Source organism: Oceanirhabdus sp. W0125-5, from assembly GCF_027938815.1.
In the GTDB taxonomy this organism is placed as follows: Bacteria; Bacillota; Clostridia; order Clostridiales; family Clostridiaceae; genus Oceanirhabdus.
On the sequence record NZ_CP115913.1, the window covers coordinates 5,613,537 to 5,632,060 of the forward strand.

Sequence of the window (18,524 nt, forward strand, 5' to 3'; positions counted from 1 at the left end):
CTATTTATATACCTATAAATAAGCGGCTTAACTTATATACAATATTTTTAGTTACTTTTAGCTACCTTATAACCTTATAATCGATTGTTTTTTCTCCGTTTTCTTAATATATATCAAATACATTATTAAAAATAAAGTACATACCTCTCCTAGAATAATAGAAATCCAGATCCCTATATCCCCTATTATCAAAGGAAGAACTACCAATGCAACTATAGTAAATACCATTCCTCTGCTTATAGATATTAAGTTTGCGATTTTAGAGTTTTCTGTAGCTTGATGATAGGTTACATTAACTATATTTATTGATGCAATAACAAATGAAAATCCATAAATTACTATAGCATCATAAGTTAGTTTTATTAGACTCTGATCATCATTGAATATACTTATTATACTTTTTCCAAAAACCAATATTATTACATATATAACCAATGAAGCAATAAAATTGGTCTTTAATCCCATCTTAAATACTGTATCTACCTTATCATAATCACCTTTTCCACTATTATAACTTATTAATGGTTGAATCCCTTGGGAAACCCCTATGAATAATGCTAAAAGCACAGTAGTTATATATCCTATAATGCTAAAACCTGCTACCCCTACCTCTCCAATTCTTTTTATTATAACTAAGTTGAATGCAAGTATAGTAACAGCATTAGAAACCTGAACAATAAACTCTGGAGTTCCAGCCTTAATAATCCTTTTCGTTTCATCTTTTTTCAACTTAGGTATATATAATTCAAGTTGTCCTTTTTTCTTAAAAAAATGAGTTAAAAGAATGATTACACTTGATAATTGTCCTAATCCTGATGCTACAGCGGCACCTGCGATTCCAAACTTAAATATAAATATGAATGTGTAATCTAAAGTAATATTTGTAACTGCCCCTACAATCAAGGCTACCATTGCCAAATTAGGATTACCATCATTTCTAACAAAAGTACTCAATGCTAAACTTCCTGAAAATCCAAGCCCAAAAATCAAATAATATCTAAGGTATTCTGCTGTACCTTTTACTAATTCATCACTAGCCCCTAATATTCTAGCTAATTGAACTGGAAAAATTATACCAATCAAGGATACTACTCCAGTTACAGCTACAATTAATACCAAGCTCTGTAAAAATATATTATTTCCTTCTTCATGCTTATTTTCTCCGAACTTTATTGACATTACTGCAGCACCACCCATGGTCATCATCATGGTTATGGCCATCATTAATGTTATAACAGGAAGAGCTACATTTACTGATGCCAATGCTCCTGCCCCTACTCCTCTACCTACAAATATTCCATCAACAACTATATAAAGCGCTGAAACCATCATACCAATTACTGATGGAACAGCATATCTCATAAACTCTTTCCATAGTGACTTCATATATCATCCCTCCTAAAAGAGATTATAAAGTCTATACCTTGTATAGAGTCAATAGATTAAATTAAAATTTGTAATTCATATAACAAATCATTATTTTCCCAAGGATTAAGAGTATTTAACAATTGACTTTCCACCACAATATCTAAAGTTTCAATGTTGTTTTCTTTTATATACTCTCTTAACTTATGAACAGCTTTTTCTCTTTCATCATTTAAATATGTAATACATAGAAATTTTCCCTTTGGTATATCTCTAATATCTAAATTCTTATTTTCAATACCCTCACCCAAAAGTGTTGAATAAACACTTTCATATTCAAATTTCCCTTTATTTAAGAATAGATGGGAATTAATAAAATATCCCGTTTCACCTTCAAATATAAGTTCATTTTCTTCAACAAGTTTATCCTTTTTTCTAATCTTTATTTCAATATCACTTTCTTTATCTTTTATATCCAATTTAATATCTATAATAAATCTCTTTTCTATTTCTTTTAAAAATACTTCATTAGTTTTCTTAGACTCTATACCATATTTTATTTTGTCTTCTAAATGACCTATGGCTCTACTTACATTCTTTAATCTAGTTATTTCTTTTTCTACTATCTTCTGTTGATTCTTCATAAATGCCATTAACTTTCTTATATCTTTACTATTGAATACATGGCTAAGCTCCTTTAATGGTGCCCCTATATATTTTGAATACCTTATTAAATCTATATACATAAATTGCTCTATAGTGTAATATCTATAATTTGTCTCTTGATCAACATAAGCTGGCTTTAAAAGACCCATCTTATCATAAAGTCTTAAAGCTTGAATAGATACATTATTAATCTTAGCTGTTTCCCCTATTGAAAAGTATTTTTTCATGAGCTCCTCCAAAAATAACTTTATAGTAGCTTTTCCCTGTATTTATTATACCTTATGTGTAGTATTAACAAATAACTTAAGAAACAAAAGACACTCATTTAAAAGTGTCTTTTGATATAAAACAATATTATATTATTAAAAAGTAGGCATTTGATCTAAATTATCTTGTTGATTACTATTAGGATTGCTTCTTAAATATGCTCTTCCATTCTTAGCATAAGAAACATTAACTCCTTCAATTTTACCTTCATTTGTCATTTCTATTGCATCTTTAATATTTACTTCTTGATTATTATCTAATTTAACTGCAGTAATATCTCCGTCAGAATTCTTTCTTACATTAGTTATTTTCATTTGTTTCAACACCTTTCATATAAATATATGTTTCGTCTTATTTAGTTTAAGCAAATTACTTATATTTATACGTAAAAAATCACGGCAAGCCGCGATTTAAAAAACAAACTACACAATTGACAGTGGAAAACGGACAACGATGGATGTTTCTGCATGCGCAGAAACTATATTTTATTGTTCTTTAGCTAAGGTTATGTTTACTCATTTTATCCAAAGATAAATTATTGTAGTTAAATTACAATGTTTCATCATTTATGAAACGAGTAAACCCTTATTGTTCAAGGAGCAATAATATTAAAATTTCTCGGAGAGAAATCTCCTTCGTTCTCCATTTTCAATTTTCAATTTTCAATTCGCTTTTATATTCTAGTAGTCTTTACAAGAAATTTTAAAATAAGCTCTTGGATGCGCGCACACAGGACAAACCTCTGGAGCTTCATTACCTGTATGTAGGTGTCCACAATTTTCACAAATCCAAGTTTTGCTTTCTTCACGTGCAAAAACTTTTCCTTCTTGTACATTTTTAAGTAATTCTTGATATCTTTCTTCGTGGTGCTTTTCTATTGCCCCTACTCCCTCGAATAGTTTAGCAATGTCCTCAAATCCTTCGCTTTTTGCAGTCTCTGCGAATTCTTTATACATATCAGTCCATTCTGCATGTTCCCCTGAAGCTGCTGCTTTAAGGTTATCCTCAGTAGTACCAATACCATCTAATAACTTAAACCAAATTTTTGCGTGTTCTTTTTCATTCATAGCAGTTTCTTCAAATATTTTTGCTATTTGAACATATCCTTCTTTTTTAGCTTTACTTGCATAATAAGTATACTTATTTCTAGCTTGAGACTCTCCTGCAAAAGCTTCCATAAGATTTTTTTCTGTTTGACTTCCTTTTAAATTCTTTTTCATTATCTTCACTCCTAAACTATTAATAGATTTCTTAGTTGAAAACTCAACTTATTCAATAAATTCTAACTATTGAGTATTATACCACATTCCGCTTTTTTTAAACCAATTAATGGATAAAATTCTCACTGAAGTTACTCACTTTAATAACTCTTACTTAATTTCTATCTTTCCTTTTCAAATTTCCTAACCTTTAGCAGGATATGCTAGCTTGTATATCCTACTTTCTGTATCTATTAACTTCTCCATATCTTCCTTTAAGAGAAGTATATCTATCATCCAATCTGCTATTCCTCTGTAGTAGGATTTCTTCACCATTCTTATACCATCTTCACCTATCTCAAAATCTATATTATCAAAGTTTATCTCTCTATATTCCAACTGGTTTTCATCCCACCATCTCTTTATTATTTCTTCAGCTTTTTCTTCCCATCCATCTACGAGAAGTTGATTCTTGTCCAGCTCTTCTCCATCTTTTGTTATGTAAATTGTTTCACTTTTTCCACCGCCGAAGTTGCCTCCGCCATAAAGGTGACCCCCGCTTCTGTATTGAATAATCACCAACTCACCGAACTCCTTGGTTAATACTTGACTGAAAGCATGCATTCTCATACATCCTTCCTCTTTTGAATCAAGGAGAGATTCTGTATTTTCATGCACTTTATCAATAATATTTTCTTTTATATATCTATCTACTTCTCTATATTCCTCTTCAAAAAAAACTTCTTTTATAACCCTCTGTAGTGAATGAATCATACTATACTTCTTGTATTTTGGCTGGGAGTGCTGGGAGTATCCATTACATTTAAGTTCTATTTTGCTCATTTGAGTTATGTTTTCTTCCCACAGAATATCACAATCTTTATTTAAAAATACATTGTATTTATTGCCGTCTTCATTCTCTCCGATTATTAAATCTCCATCTATAAAGTATTTCTCGTAGTAACTCATATCTTTTTCTATAATTACATTTAAATCATTATCAAGTATTTTAATTCCAACTGGAGTTACCCCCAATATTCTTTCTTTATCTATCCTTATAACTTGATGGAATATCTCTTCGGTCTTTTGACCTGTTTTAAGGTTTTTAATAGTAAACAACTTTAGTTTATCATCAAACTGACAGATATTTTCCATGTACTTTACAATTCCCTCCCCAATATATTTCCAATAATTCGTATCCCTGCTTACATTTACATTAAACATCTCGCTATCGTCCTTGAATTTTATATATCTATCCTCACTGCACTCCGCTCCGTCTCTCTCAAATAATGCAATCTCAACATCTCTGTCCACATTCCAAAAATTTTCAGATGTCCATCCTAAATATTCTCCATTCAGAAGATACATATGTTTATTTTCTTCCTTTTGAACACAAAATAGATATTCCCCTTCAAATGATGCATTTTTTTCATCACCTAAAATCTCACCCTTAGGATTTACATATATTCTTTTCTCTTCTTCATTCACTATACTCTCAATGTTCTTACTTCTATAGACAAGCTGATCATATGAATTTTCTTCTGGTGCTTTTGTTTGCATATTTAAAAAATGATACTTTCCATCCACCTGAACTCCAAAAACTCCACTTTGCCAATCTGCATATACCCTATCATACAGTGGTTCCACAATCACATTCCTATTCTTATCTCTGAATCCCCACTTTAGCTGGGAATCTACCACTGTTGAAAAAGGATATATTCCATATCCGCTGCTACTGTTTTTTTCATCTATGTACGAAATAATTTTATTTATGACTTTTTCTTTATAATTTGAAGATGTAATCTTAGACTCATTTTTTTGTGGCGATTCCTTTTCCTTTTTAGTTTCCCCTTTCTCCTTCTGTTCATCGTCCTTCTGCTTCACAACTTCTTCCTCTTGAGCTGCTGATTCCTTCTCTTCTAATTCTGATTTCTTCTCCTTCGGTAGGGATTCTTTCTCCTGAAGCACCAACTGATCAAATCTTGTATTACAACCATAAAAAAAAGTACATGCAAATGCGGCTAAGCCTAGTATTAAAATTTTTGTAATTTTCTTCATATATACTCCTTGTTTTTTCTTTAATTGTCACATAATTACATTGTAGCATAATTAAAAAGGACAGGTAACAACATTTGCAAAACCATTTATGGGATATAAATCTTTCTAAATATGTTTACTTATCTAATTATTACCTCAAATATAATTCTCTTAAAAATGAATACATGTATAAATACAATCCAATAATATAATATTGCTTTTGAATTTTTTTAATAAATCACTCTTAAAATGTAAGCTATATAGGAGACAATATATGAACGACAAAAATAAGAACATTATTATCATTAGATTTATCTCAATAATAATAATGTTCATATATGCATTGTTTTTATTTATAGATATTTCAAGTCAATATACAACTAATAGTTATTCTATATATCTGAAATTTTCAAGTATAATATTATGTTTTATTATTTCATTGTTTATTGGTCCCCTTGGATATACTCCCAAAGATGTACTTAAACTTAAGTTAGCTAGATTCTTCACTTTAGTCGCTGATTATTTTCTTTTAATAAGTAATAATCATATATTAGGAGTATTGCTTTTCTGTGTTGTTCAATTAATATATATTGAAAGACATTCATTAATGGAAAAGCATGTGACTATTAAGAAATTAAATCCATTTATTTTCTTACCTTCATTTACTTTATTTTTAATATTTACACCCTTAATACTATATCTTACAAATTATCTAGTTCTACTTGCAATTAGTTCATTTGTATATGCGTTATTATTAACTTTTAGTGTTTATTGCAGTATACGAACCCTAAAGTATAGTAGTTACACTAAAAAGAGCTCTCTATTTATTTCATGTGGAATGGTTTTATTCTTACTGTGTGATATAAATGTGGCACTTTATCAACTAATTAGCATGGATTTGATACCAAGTATTTGGGAGAATTTTCAGTTTATAATTGGATTATTAATATGGATTTTTTATTTACCCTCTCAATTATTACTAACTTTAAGCGGAATAAAGAGTGATTCTTAATTACATCTTAGATATAGAGATTCCAAGTTAAAACTAAATTTATACATACTCAAAACTCATAGAAACGCTGCGTTTTAAGCATGAATAAATAAAGTTTAACTATGGATTCTCTATAGTATATTTAAGAATCATTTCTTCATCCCCATAAGGCTTATACCCAAACTTCTCATAAAGATTTATTGCAATATTATTATATTTTTCTACCCATAACATGGAATTTATTGCCCCATTTTCTATCCCCCAATTAAAGGCTTTTTTCATAAGCTTTTTGGAATAACCCTTTCCCCTGTATTTTTCATCAACAGCAAGACCTCTTATAAACAGACTCTTTGTATTTTTACTCTTATTACCATAAACATTTGTAAATACAATACCTGCAATATTGCCATTTTCTTTTATAGTGAATACATTATTTTCACTATTATTCATATACTCTTTCATTTCATGTTCATTCATTTTAAATTTATCTCCTCCAAGAGACCTATCTATAATACCATAAATATGATTAAGCTCATGAGTTTTTGCTTTTACCACCTCATTAAACTCTGTTTCTACTCCATCTAAAGTACTTGCTTTAAATCCAACAAAATGAACTTCACTTTTACATCCTACATTTATAAACTCATTTGCTATTTTTTCTAATAATCCCTTAGAATCTTTATCTTCACAGCAACTTATCTTTATAATTGTTCCTTTAGGAAACTTTTTATTCAATTCTCTTAAACTCTCCGCTACATCTTCTACAGTTTCTCCCGCCCAATATAAACTATTTATTCCTTCGTCTCTTTCTATAAATAATATTACATTGTTATCTTCTGATTCAATAATTATTGAATCAGGATTGTTAAAAAACTCTTCTTCATGCTCCTTTGAGTGAAATAAGGATTTGTATTCCATCTCTACTGCACTTTCTAACACCCTTTTGTGATTCATCCCCTTAACCCCCTATTAATATCTTTTTTTCTATTTATATCCATATTGTATTATAACAAGAAACTTTTGTCAATGCAAAGTTTACTATAATTAAACTTTACCTTTTGTAAATATCTGTTATAATATACTCAGGAGTTGATAATTATGAATATTGGAGAAAAAATAAAAGCTGCTCGTAAATCACTAGGATTATCTCAGCAGCAATTAGGTGGTACAGACTTTACAAAAGGCTACATCAGCCGAATTGAAAAAGGACATGTTAATCCTTCCATGAAGGTTCTTTCAGTAATATCAGATAGGTTGAAAAAGCCTATTTCATATTTTCTAGAGGAAGACAATATTGGTTCAAAAGAACTTCAGAAAAAGTTTATCACTGGCGAAAACTTCTATCTTCAAAAAGAATACAATCAAGCAATGAAAGTATTTTATGATATTGTAAACTTACATGATGATACAAGAAATTCTATTTATTGTACTTCACTATTGTATATAGGTAAATGTTTTTTCTATTTGAATAATTATCTTGAGAGCATCGGTATACTAAAAAAAGCCTTAAAACATATTAAAGAAATCTCATTATATGAGGATCTTATTTACTGTTATTGCTACATAGGACATTGTTATTTCAACTTAACTGATTATAAAGAAGCAATTCATGTTTACACTAGTGCTCTTAATTCAATAGAATCTAAAAAACTGAACATGCCTTCAACCAAAGCAAAACTACTTCTTAATATAGGTACTGCTAATTCAAATATCGGACGAGTAAAAATCGCCATGGAGTATTTCACTAAAAATATCTCTTACTGTCAAAAGAATTATCTTGCTGATACACTTTTAGATTGCTATATTAGAGTAGGATATTGTGCTTATAAATTAGGAATGTATAACACTTCTAAAGAGTTTGTCTCTAAGGGAATTTCTATGAACAAATCACTAAATTGCAGTGTTGCTAATATTGAACTGTTTAGCCTTTTAGGTCTTGTAGTTGCCAAAGAAGGTAAGATAGATTCCGGACTTGATTTATTATCAAAAAGCATGAATATAGCCAAAAACATAAATTATGAATTTGGATATAACATAAATATTGCTTATAAAGCATCAGTTTTACTTACTGCTGGTGAACTTAATGAATGTGAAACCTTTGCACTTGATCACCTTGCAACTCTTGAAAATGCAGAAAATAAAATGCCCCTTTATTTACTTCAGGGACACTTAGGTGACTTATATATACAAAAAGGGAATATTGAAAAAGGAAAAAAATATCTAGAAACAGCAATTAAAAATTATATATCTATAAGTTTAAATTGGGAAGTATCCTATTATTCAAAACTATTAGCTGATACACTGATAGAAATTAACCCAAAAGAAGCAAGGGATTATTATAACCTTTCCATAGAATATACTGCAAAGACAGTTTAAGGGACTACCAATATGGTAGCCCCTATATTTATACTTAAATTATTTAATATTATTTTTATTCTATACCTTCATTTAATGCCTTAATTAACTCTTCAATATTTATACCATGAACTTGTGCAGCTTCTCCAATAGTTTCAGCTTGAGCTGATGGACAACCAACACATCCCATACCAAATCCCATAAGTACCTCTACTGCTTTAGGGAACTGTTTAATAACTTCTCCTATAGTCATATCCTTAGTAATTTTCATATTACAACCTCTCCTCACATATATATTTAATTCATTTATATTCCTTGATTTATCTATATTATAAATTGAATATTAAAAAGATGCTGTAACATTGGTTACTATTTTTAAGAAACTATAAATTTATTAAAGTAAACATTTATTAATTTTTCCTAACTATCTTATAAAGGAAAAAATATTTCTTGGTAATTGCTCATTTTGTAAAGTACTTCCCATACTTTGCTCATTTCTTCTTCTCTGATATCATTCCAATTTTCATCATCTAAAGCAAGTGATACTGCTTTATCAAAATCATGAATAATCTTTATATCATTAATTGAGTTTAACTGAGCTGAAAATAGTTTATTTTTATTTACAAATTGTAAAATCTCAATTAATAACTTATTATTACTTCCATACTCCATTTATTATCACCTTTTTATAATTTAAAAGTATTTTCTTATTAATCCTTTATTCAATTTGTCCCATAAATTGAGTTATCATACCAATATGCTCTTTTAATTTCATTTTCTTCAGATTTTCTACTTTCTCTAACCCACCTAATCCCAGAAGTGGCGTATACCCAAAACATTCATCATAAGCTGGTTTCCCATTCATCTCAATTGCTTCAGGATAAGGTAACCAATCTAAAACTTCTTCATAAAACTCTTTATCTTCTTCTAAATCTGAGAAGAAAAATCTAAACCCTGAAGATACTGCTTTAATTTTACCTTTCCTAAAATTAAGCAAAATCAAATATTTATTATCTTCCCAAACAAGAATATCTCCCATTGAAGTTGTGAATAATGTAATAGCATCCTTACTTCTTACATAAACCGCTTTTAATGTTTCATCAAAATCATCAGGATTAACAATTTTTAGATATCCATTTAATATACTTCCAAAACCATATGTTTTCCATATTTCTAATAATTTATCAGGTATTACCCTATCATACTTATTAATAATTGACTCTGGAACTTTTTCTTCTAATATAAAGTCATTAAAGATATTATTTAACATACATATCACTCCTGTATTTAGTCGGTTAATTTAACATTTAAGTATGTTGCCTTTTTTTCTGCCCCTGTCATCTTTTCTGCCATCTTTCTAATTTGTTCATCCATTGCATCTATCCTATATTTCCACTGTGAACCAAGAGATGAGTTAATACGTTTATCCCCCATTCCACCGATATTAAGTGGATTTCCTCCTGCAATTTGATCTGGATTATGAAGTGCAGCCTGTTCTTTCATCCATTGTGATGCTTGTTTTTCTGCTTCTTTTCTTGATATTCCACTTTCTCTTAGTTCATCAACTTTATCAATATAAGCTTTTTCTCTTGCTGCTTGTTGAGCCGCATTACCTTCTAAAGCTCTTCCTTCTTTCAAATATCTGTCTCTATTTGCAAGATACTCATCTACAGTTAAAGAATTTAGACCATTCTCTTGATCCTTTAATTGTCTCTTAAATTCAACTGTATCATGTTTAGGATTTTTTTTGAAGGCTACTTGTATTTCATCAGTTTTTAACGCCTTTTCAGCCGCTTCCTTAGCAGCTTTCTCTTTTGCCGCCTTCTCTGCCGCTTCCTTTGCTGCCTTCTCTTTTGCTTCCTTCTCCGCTGCTTTCTTCAATGCCTTATACTTATCTACTGTCTCTGCTGTTTTATCTAAAACTTGTTGCCCTGCTCCAAATCCGCTTCCTAAATATACACTTTTGCTTCCGGATTCCTTCCAGGCTTGATTTAGCAGTTTGCCATTCTCTGAGGCTTTATTTACTGTTTTCTTTACTTTACTTATCATTGTATCAAAACCACTTCGGGCTTTGTCAAGTGCAGCTTCTCGCTTCGCTTAATTGATAATGGATAATGTATAATGGATAACGTCGGTTATTTCTCTCCGAGAAATTTTTTCTTATCAAACCTCTCTCTTTTCCATATCTATCTTTATTCTCTTTAATCACTCTAAAGTCCTTGCCTCTCGGCTAATTACTTTTTCTTTGCTTTTGCCTTATATACTACTTATGTTATTACTTTCACTATTTACTCTCTCTAAGAAGCTTTCGCTTGTAAACCTTTAATCGTTAAACAAATAGTTTGCTTTTCTTCTTTTACTTGTATTAATACTAATTGATTTAATACTATCAATCATTTTATTAGTTAAATGAATTTATTTTAAATTCAGGATGTTTTCGGGCACGTATCTATTTAATAACATGCCTTCATACTTTATAAAGTTTTTCCTTGTTCATTTAGATATTCTAGCAATAATTCTTTTTCGTACTCATCATCTGGTATTATTCCTAATTCATCATATGCCCATCTTATTTCTCTTTCTAGTCTACTAATTTCGGAATTTCTTTCATACCCATACTTAACTTTGAATTTCCAGTTACTATCCAAATAAAAGGTTAATGAACACCATGTTGATTGTCCTGAAATAAGAAACTCGCTCCACAATTTCTTATTTATATCGATTAATTCATCTATTGAAGAATCAAAAAAATCTTCATTAACATTATACTTATCTGGAATATTACCACTATGACATACCTCAGTACAATCTTCAGAATAAAAATAGAAACTTACAGAACTTGTATTCCCTGTTTCTTCTGAATACATTACTACTTTATCCCATTCTATAGGTATTATTTGTTCTAATTTTTCAGCTATTTGATTATAATACTTAGTTAATTTCTTTTCATTAATCATATATTTTCTCCAATTTAATTATTAAATGTTTCAATTGCCCATTTTCCGTTATTTATTTTATATTTTACTTTAAAAGACGTAAGCCATTTTTATCCACTACTGTATATAGGATTAATCTTAAATTTATATAATCTATGCTTTAAATTTTTATTTTAAGAAAACAGGAGTTGACTACTTCTTAGTCTTCAACTCCTGTTTTATATTTACTTACCATTAAATTAAATATTTAATATATTACCTAAAATTACTCGTTGGTATTAATCATGAAAGCATCATTGTAACTAAATTTATTCAAAACCAATAACAATCCATTCATCTACTATGTCCCAAAAGTTAATGTTATATTTAGGTTGATTATTTGAGAACCATAAAGTAGCATTATCATTAATACAATTTTTATAATCTATAGCCACATATCCACCCATACCACTTTTGAAAAAACCAAATGTTGTTTTTAAATCGATTTGTAAAGGTTCTTTTAACTCTTCAATGATCCCCCATTCATCCTCATCAAAATATGTTACAGATTCAAGAGGTACTAACCCCATTGCCTGACTTGCAAAAAAATAAAATCCATTATGAACATTTTCATAGAAATTTCGAATAGAAGTTGGGAATTTACCCCATACTTTTTCAAGTTCCGAATTGTTAATCTTGTCATGTGGATTTCTTCCCTCAAAATATTCTATATCACCTTCTGATGTCCTAATACTATATAAAATAGAATACCTTTCATCACACTTCATCAATTCGATATTATCAATATTCTCAGATAAATAAGCTATAGTATTTCTTAATTCAGTATTAACATTCTTTTCCCATAAATCCAATACTATATCTATTCTCTTTTCACTATCTTTTTCTGAGAAAGCTCTATACCATTCACTTGGTATACAGTTAAAATCAACTTCATTATTTTCATCAACATTTATAAGTTCAATTTTATCATTATATTGTCTTAAAAATTCTAGCTTTTCCTCCATAGACATAATTATCTCCTTTAATCATTTTTCTTTAAATTTTCTTTAACTAAATCATCTATTTGCTTTTGCAACTGTATTTCTAATTCTTTTTCCTTTTTAATCATTTTTTCTCTAAATTGAGGATCTACTTCAATATTCTCTTTTTTATAAATTGTCCATTCTGAATAAGATTTTGCTCCTTTAGATTTATTTGCAGCTTCGCTTAAACCAATAAAATTATCTGGATTATTCAAAATTTGCTTTTGTTGTTCTTTTGTTAATTTGTCAAACCCCTCCATTTTGGTTATCTTATCCATTGATACAATATGATCAGCTTGAAGTGTACCTGTAATCTTCTTACCTGGAAGTGCTGGATCTGGCGTCCCTTTTATATTCGTTAGATCCTTATTTACCTCCTTTTGCATTTTTCTCGAAGGCGTTTTCTTTCTAAGATCGTTATATAGTTCATCTGAAATTCTTCTTTCACCATATCTAGCTCCTCCAATTTTATCAGCAGTTTCCTTTGCTGCCTTCTCTTTTGCTTCCTTCTCCGCTGCTTCCTGTGCTGCTTTCTTCAATGCCTTATACTTATCTACTGTCTCTGCTGTTTTATCTAAAACTTGTTGCCCTGCTCCAAATCCGCTTCCTAAATATACACTTTTACTTCCTGATTCCTTCCAGGCTTGATTTAGCAGTTTGCCATTCTCTGAGGCTTTATTTACTGTTTTCTTTACTTTACTTATTATTGTATCAAAACCACTTCGGGCTTTGTCAAGTGCAGCTTCTCGCTTCGCTTAATTGATAATGGATAATGTATAATGGATAACGTCGGTTATTTCTCTCCGAGAAATTTTTTCTTATCAAACCTCTCTCTTTTCCATATCTATCTTTATTCTCTTTAATTACTCTAAAGTCCTTGCCTTTGGGCTAATAAATTATTTTGGCTTTTTGCGTACCTGCTTCTTTTACTTTCCAGTATCCTTCTTTTACTACTGTCTTTACTTTTTTGTAGTAATAAAAAAAGAGCAACCACTACGGTTACCCTCTTACTCTTTAATATTTATTCTCTACACAATATACAAGTACTCAAAGCTCCAACCTTTATTTCATTTGAAATGTATACACTTTCATTCTGAATACCATGTCTATTTGCTCCAAATTCATTTGCAATAACTTTCCACAGTCCTTCTAATGGAAGCTTAATTGTTACTTCATATCTATTTCCATTATGAATAATAAATATATGCTCATAATCACCTTCATAAGGGGAATTCAATATATAAGCCACAGTATTTTTAGGAGCTTCTATAAAATTCAAGTAGTTTTTTATATCCTCAGCTTTATCCATAGTCATAACATGTTGACTCTTTCTAAATGCAATTAGCTCCTTTATATAATTAAATGTTTTTAAATATTTATTTTTTCTATTCCAATCTATCTTATTTATATGATCGCCTAAATTATAGCTGTTATCAATTCCTTCTTTACTTCTTAAAAATTCTGAGCCTCCATGTAAAAATGGAATCCCTTGTGATGTTAGTATAATAGATAGTGCTAACCTATTCATCTTTTCCCTTTCTTCCAAGGATGCATCACCATTACTTTTCTCTAATTTATCAAATAAGGTTAAGTTATCATGGCAGCTCACATAATTTATACATTCTATAGGGTCTTTTGCAAATCCCCATAAAGTATTATTATAATTAATGCTTCCCACTACTCCCTTTTTAATTTCATTTTCCAGTCCTGAAGCTCCATTAACAAATCCTAATAAAAAGCCACTATTATCTCCCTTAATAGCGTTTCGTATTTCATCATTAAATACTGCAATATTCATCCCTCTTTGTTTTCCCTTGGTAAATTGAAGGTTATAATCTAAAGCTGAACATCCTCCTGTCCAAGGTTCTCCATATATTAAGATATTGGGATTTATTTTTCTAAGTTCTTTTTCAACTTCCCTCATTGTTTCTATATCATGAAGTGCCATAAGATCAAATCTAAAACCATCAATTTTATATTCACTTGCCCAAAACTTTACACAGTCTACTATAAGTTTTCTTACCATAGGCTTTTCTGATGCAATTTCATTGCCACATCCAGAGCCATTAGAATAACTCTCATCATCATACGTTCTATAATAATATTTAGGTACAAGAATATCAAAAGGAGTTGTTCCAGTTTTATAAGTGTGATTAAACACTACATCCATTACAACTCTAATATTATTTTCATGTAATGCTTTTACCATCTCTTTAAATTCTCTTATCCTTACTTCTCCATTATAAGGATTTGTGGAATAAGACCCCTCAGGAACAAAATATAAACAGGGATCATATCCCCAATTGTACTGATTTCCTTTACTTTCATCTACACTTTGGAAATCAAAAACAGGCATTAAATGAAGATGTGTTATACCAAGTTCTTTAAGATGCTCTATTCCAGTTAATATCCCATCTGTTCCTTTAGTATTCTCTTCAGTAAACGCTAGGTACTTCCCCTTATTCTTCATACCTGAATTTATATCTATTGAAAAATCCCTTACATGGATTTCATATATAATCATTTCGCAAAACCTCAAGGCTTCAGGTCTTTGATGTTCCTTCCACCCTACTGGATTTATAGAATCAAAATCCACTATCATCCCTTTTTCACTATTAACCCCAGCACCCTTTGCATATGGATCTTGCGTTTCCTTTTCTATACCATCAATTGTTACTCTATAATTATAATATTTATTTTTATAATCTCCTTTAAGCTTAAGTTCCCAAATTCCTTTCTCACCCTTACTCATCTCATGTACATTACCATTACTATCATGCTCATGGTAAATAACTAATCTTATACTTTGCGCATTAGGGGACCATACTTTAAATACTGTATGGCTTTTACTGTACTTTGCACCTAAATCCTGTCCAGTATAAATATTGGATTCCATAATACTCCTCCAAGATTATTAGATTGTATCAAAAGAATTCGTATTACTTTCAATGCCCCCTAAACTAACACGCATGCGTGCTTTAGAATAAATGTATAATGTATAATTGATAATGTATAATGAAGGATGGTTCTGACTTAGGTCAGAACCTACATTTTATTGTTCTTTAGGACAATAAGATTTTACTCATTTTATCCAAGTATAAAATATTGTATTTATAATACAATGTTTCATCTAGATGAAACGAGTTAACTTATTTGTCCATGGAACAATAAAATTATAATTTCTCGAAGAGAAATGTCCATCATTCTCAATTCTCCATTCTCAATTCTCCATTATGTTTTTTATAAAGTTCCCCATATTTCTTTAGCATATTCAACTATAGTTTTGTCACTAGAAAACTTCCCTGAGTAGGCTATATTAGTAATACTCATCTCTAACCATTTTGAATTATTTCTATATAATTTATCTATTTTTTCTTGAGCCCTTACATAATCATTAAAATCTTTTAACACTAAATATTTATCATTATCTTTAAGTAAAGAATCATATATCCCTTTAAAAGCCTCTTTACTTACAGGTAAAAATCCATTTATTAATTCATCCATAATTTTTTTTAGATTTCCATCTTCATTATATAAATCTATTGATTTATGTGTTTTATTATTATACAGTTCAAGAACTTCCTTAGCTTTTAATCCGAAGATTATTATGTTTTCCTCTCCTACTTCATTGGCAATTTCAATATTAGCTCCATCAAGAGTAGCTATAGTAATTGCACCATTCATCATAAACTTCATATTACCAGTCCCTGAAGCTTCTTTTGTTGTTGTTGAGATTTGCTCACTTATGTCTGCTGCTGGTATTAAAAGTTCTGCTAGTGTTACATTATAATCCTCAACAAATACAACCTTTAACTTATCTTTTATTCTATTATCATTATTTATCTTCTCTCCAAGTGAATTAATTAGCTTTATAGTTTCTTTTGCAATATAATATCCAGGTGCAGCCTTACCTGCAAATATAAAAGTTCTAGGATAAATATCTAGATTAGGATTTTCAATAAGCTTATTATATATATGCATTATATGAAGTACATTAAGCACTTGTCTTTTATACTCATGAATTCTTTTTGCCTGAATATCAAATATTGAGTTAGGATTAATATCTATAGAATATTTTTCTTTAACCATTTCAGCAAATTTATTTTTGTTATATTGTTTTATTTCATTTATTCTTTGCTTAAAATATGGATTACTTTTAAACTCAATCAAATTTATAAGATCTTCAGGTGAATCTATCCACTTTGGACCAATGTATTCACTTATTAAACTAGCAAGCTTAGGATTGCATTTTAAAAGCCATCGCCTGTGACTTATTCCATTTGTTTTATTATTAAATTTTTCAGGGTAAATATTATAGAATTCTTTTAATTCTTTTCTCTTCAATATTTCAGTATGAAGTTTTGCTACTCCATTTATACTGTGACTCCCTACTATAGCTAAATGAGCCATTTTTATTTGATTATCAGCGATTATTGCCATTTCACTTATTTTATTAAAATCTCCATGATATTTTGTGTTCCATAATTCTCTACAAAATCGTTCGTTTATCTCTTCAATAATCATAAATATTCTAGGTAGGATATTTTTTACCATATCTACATTCCATTTTTCTAAGGCTTCAGCCATAATAGTATGATTAGTATAAGATATTGTGTGTTTTGTTATTTTCCAAGCTTCATCCCATCCAAATCCTTCTTCATCTATTAATATTCTCATAACTTCTGGTATAGCTAATGCTGGATGAGTATCATTTATATGAATAGAAACATGCTTATAAAAATCTTTTAGAGGCTTTCCTGACTTTTTATATGTTTTTATAATATTTTGAACACCAGATGAAACTAAAAAATACTCCTGTTTCAATCGTAAAATTCTTCCCTTTTCATAGGAATCCTCTGGATACAACACATAGGAAATAGCCTCTGTATTAAGTTTATCTTCAAAGGCTTTTGTGTACTCCCCTTTGTTAAAATGATAATAATCAAATTCTTTATCTATTACCTCAGCACTCAATAGTCTTAATGTATTTACTATATTATTTTTATATCCTACAATAGGTACGTCATAAGGAACAGCTAGTATAGATTCATACTTTTCATGGATAAATTTTAACCTATTATCTTCTTGCGTTATTCTAACATTTCCACCAAATTTAACTTCTACAGATTCACTAGGACGCTTAATCTCCCACGCATTTTCATATTTAAGCCATTGATCAGGAAATTCTTTTTGATATCCATCAATTATCTTTTGTTGGAAAAGCCCATATTTATATCTGATTCCAATGCCATATCCAGGTATTCCAAGAGTAGCCATTGAATCTGAAAAACAAGCTGCAAGTCTTCCTAACCCTCCATTACCTAGACCAGGTTCTTTCTCTATCTCTGCAATCTGATTTAGATCTAATCCAAGTTCTTTCAAACCTTCTTCACAAATTTCCTTTATACCCAAACTCAAAAGATTGCTTATTAATAACTTTCCTATTAAAAACTCCATAGAAAAATAATAAATTTGTTTTTTATTATCTTGTATATATTTTTTATTAGTTTTTACCCAGTATTCTCCAATGTAATCTCTTGTTAAACTAGCCAGTGCATAATATTTATCTAAGAGGTTTGCCTCGTCAATTTTCTTCCCTCGTTTTGATACTAACTTATTAACGAAATCTTCTTTGAATTTGTCCTTATTAACTCTCATAATTCACCCCTTCCCAATAAGTCATCTT

General features: G+C 29.6%; 17 protein-coding genes. 2 read left to right on the forward strand and 15 right to left on the reverse strand.

The features are described from left to right. Positions 1-66: 66 nt before the first annotated feature. The 5 genes from OW730_RS26080 to OW730_RS26100 form a co-directional block, all read right to left on the reverse strand. On the reverse strand, positions 67-1,386 hold the full coding sequence (locus OW730_RS26080) for an MATE family efflux transporter (protein ID WP_271226982.1): 1,320 nt from the start codon (positions 1,384-1,386) through the stop codon (positions 67-69). Positions 1,387-1,442: 56 nt separating this feature from the next. Next, entirely contained in the window at positions 1,443-2,258 is an 816-nt protein-coding gene (locus tag OW730_RS26085; protein ID WP_271226983.1) for a MerR family transcriptional regulator, read from the reverse strand. Positions 2,259-2,393: 135 nt separating this feature from the next. Next, entirely contained in the window at positions 2,394-2,612 is a 219-nt protein-coding gene (locus tag OW730_RS26090; RefSeq protein ID WP_271226984.1) for a DUF3892 domain-containing protein, read from the reverse strand. 366 nt (positions 2,613-2,978) lie between these two features. Continuing rightward, a complete protein-coding gene (rbr, locus tag OW730_RS26095) occupies positions 2,979-3,518 on the reverse strand; it encodes a rubrerythrin (protein ID WP_271226985.1) in 540 nt (179 codons plus the stop codon). 183 nt (positions 3,519-3,701) lie between these two features. Next, the gene (locus OW730_RS26100) at positions 3,702-5,555 is read right to left on the reverse strand and encodes a WG repeat-containing protein (RefSeq protein WP_271226986.1); all 1,854 of its coding nucleotides are present in this window, start codon (positions 5,553-5,555) and stop codon (positions 3,702-3,704) included. A gap of 253 nt (positions 5,556-5,808) precedes the next feature. Here OW730_RS26100 and OW730_RS26105 point away from each other — a divergent pair, with 253 nt between their 5' ends. Then, complete coding sequence (locus OW730_RS26105) at positions 5,809-6,546, forward strand: hypothetical protein (protein ID WP_271226987.1); 738 nt, start codon at positions 5,809-5,811, stop codon at positions 6,544-6,546. A gap of 99 nt (positions 6,547-6,645) precedes the next feature. Here the strand turns inward: OW730_RS26105 and OW730_RS26110 are convergent, their stop codons facing one another. Next, positions 6,646-7,479, reverse strand: coding sequence for a GNAT family N-acetyltransferase (locus OW730_RS26110; RefSeq protein WP_271226988.1), 834 nt, complete (start codon positions 7,477-7,479; stop codon positions 6,646-6,648). A gap of 144 nt (positions 7,480-7,623) precedes the next feature. Here OW730_RS26110 and OW730_RS26115 point away from each other — a divergent pair, with 144 nt between their 5' ends. Continuing rightward, positions 7,624-8,901 (forward strand): helix-turn-helix transcriptional regulator, encoded by a 1,278-nt coding sequence (locus OW730_RS26115; RefSeq protein ID WP_271226989.1) that lies wholly within the window; start codon positions 7,624-7,626, stop codon positions 8,899-8,901. A 55-nt stretch (positions 8,902-8,956) separates the two neighbouring features. Here OW730_RS26115 and OW730_RS26120 read toward each other — a convergent pair whose 3' ends face one another. The 9 genes from OW730_RS26120 to OW730_RS26160 form a co-directional block, all read right to left on the reverse strand. Next, positions 8,957-9,151, reverse strand: coding sequence for a DUF1858 domain-containing protein (locus OW730_RS26120; protein ID WP_271226990.1), 195 nt, complete (start codon positions 9,149-9,151; stop codon positions 8,957-8,959). A gap of 158 nt (positions 9,152-9,309) precedes the next feature. Further along, a complete protein-coding gene (locus OW730_RS26125) occupies positions 9,310-9,552 on the reverse strand; it encodes a hypothetical protein (protein WP_271226991.1) in 243 nt (80 codons plus the stop codon). A 46-nt stretch (positions 9,553-9,598) separates the two neighbouring features. After that, positions 9,599-10,150 carry a T6SS immunity protein Tdi1 domain-containing protein gene (locus OW730_RS26130; RefSeq protein WP_271226992.1) on the reverse strand — a complete coding sequence of 184 codons (552 nt, stop codon included), beginning with the start codon at positions 10,148-10,150 and terminating at the stop codon, positions 9,599-9,601. Positions 10,151-10,167: 17 nt separating this feature from the next. After that, the gene (locus OW730_RS26135; protein ID WP_271226993.1) at positions 10,168-10,929 is read right to left on the reverse strand and encodes a polymorphic toxin type 15 domain-containing protein; all 762 of its coding nucleotides are present in this window, start codon (positions 10,927-10,929) and stop codon (positions 10,168-10,170) included. 425 nt (positions 10,930-11,354) lie between these two features. Then, a complete protein-coding gene (locus tag OW730_RS26140; RefSeq protein ID WP_271226994.1) occupies positions 11,355-11,837 on the reverse strand; it encodes an immunity protein YezG family protein in 483 nt (160 codons plus the stop codon). A gap of 287 nt (positions 11,838-12,124) precedes the next feature. Beyond that, a complete protein-coding gene (locus OW730_RS26145; RefSeq protein WP_271226995.1) occupies positions 12,125-12,826 on the reverse strand; it encodes an SMI1/KNR4 family protein in 702 nt (233 codons plus the stop codon). Between the two features lie 11 nt (positions 12,827-12,837). Continuing rightward, complete coding sequence (locus OW730_RS26150) at positions 12,838-13,377, reverse strand: hypothetical protein (protein WP_271226996.1); 540 nt, start codon at positions 13,375-13,377, stop codon at positions 12,838-12,840. Between the two features lie 482 nt (positions 13,378-13,859). Then, entirely contained in the window at positions 13,860-15,734 is a 1,875-nt protein-coding gene (gene pulA, locus OW730_RS26155) for a type I pullulanase (protein ID WP_271226997.1), read from the reverse strand. Between the two features lie 344 nt (positions 15,735-16,078). Further along, positions 16,079-18,496: a glycogen/starch/alpha-glucan phosphorylase gene (locus OW730_RS26160; protein WP_271226998.1), complete on the reverse strand. Its 2,418-nt coding sequence runs from the start codon at positions 18,494-18,496 to the stop codon at positions 16,079-16,081. Positions 18,497-18,524: the final 28 nt, after the last annotated feature.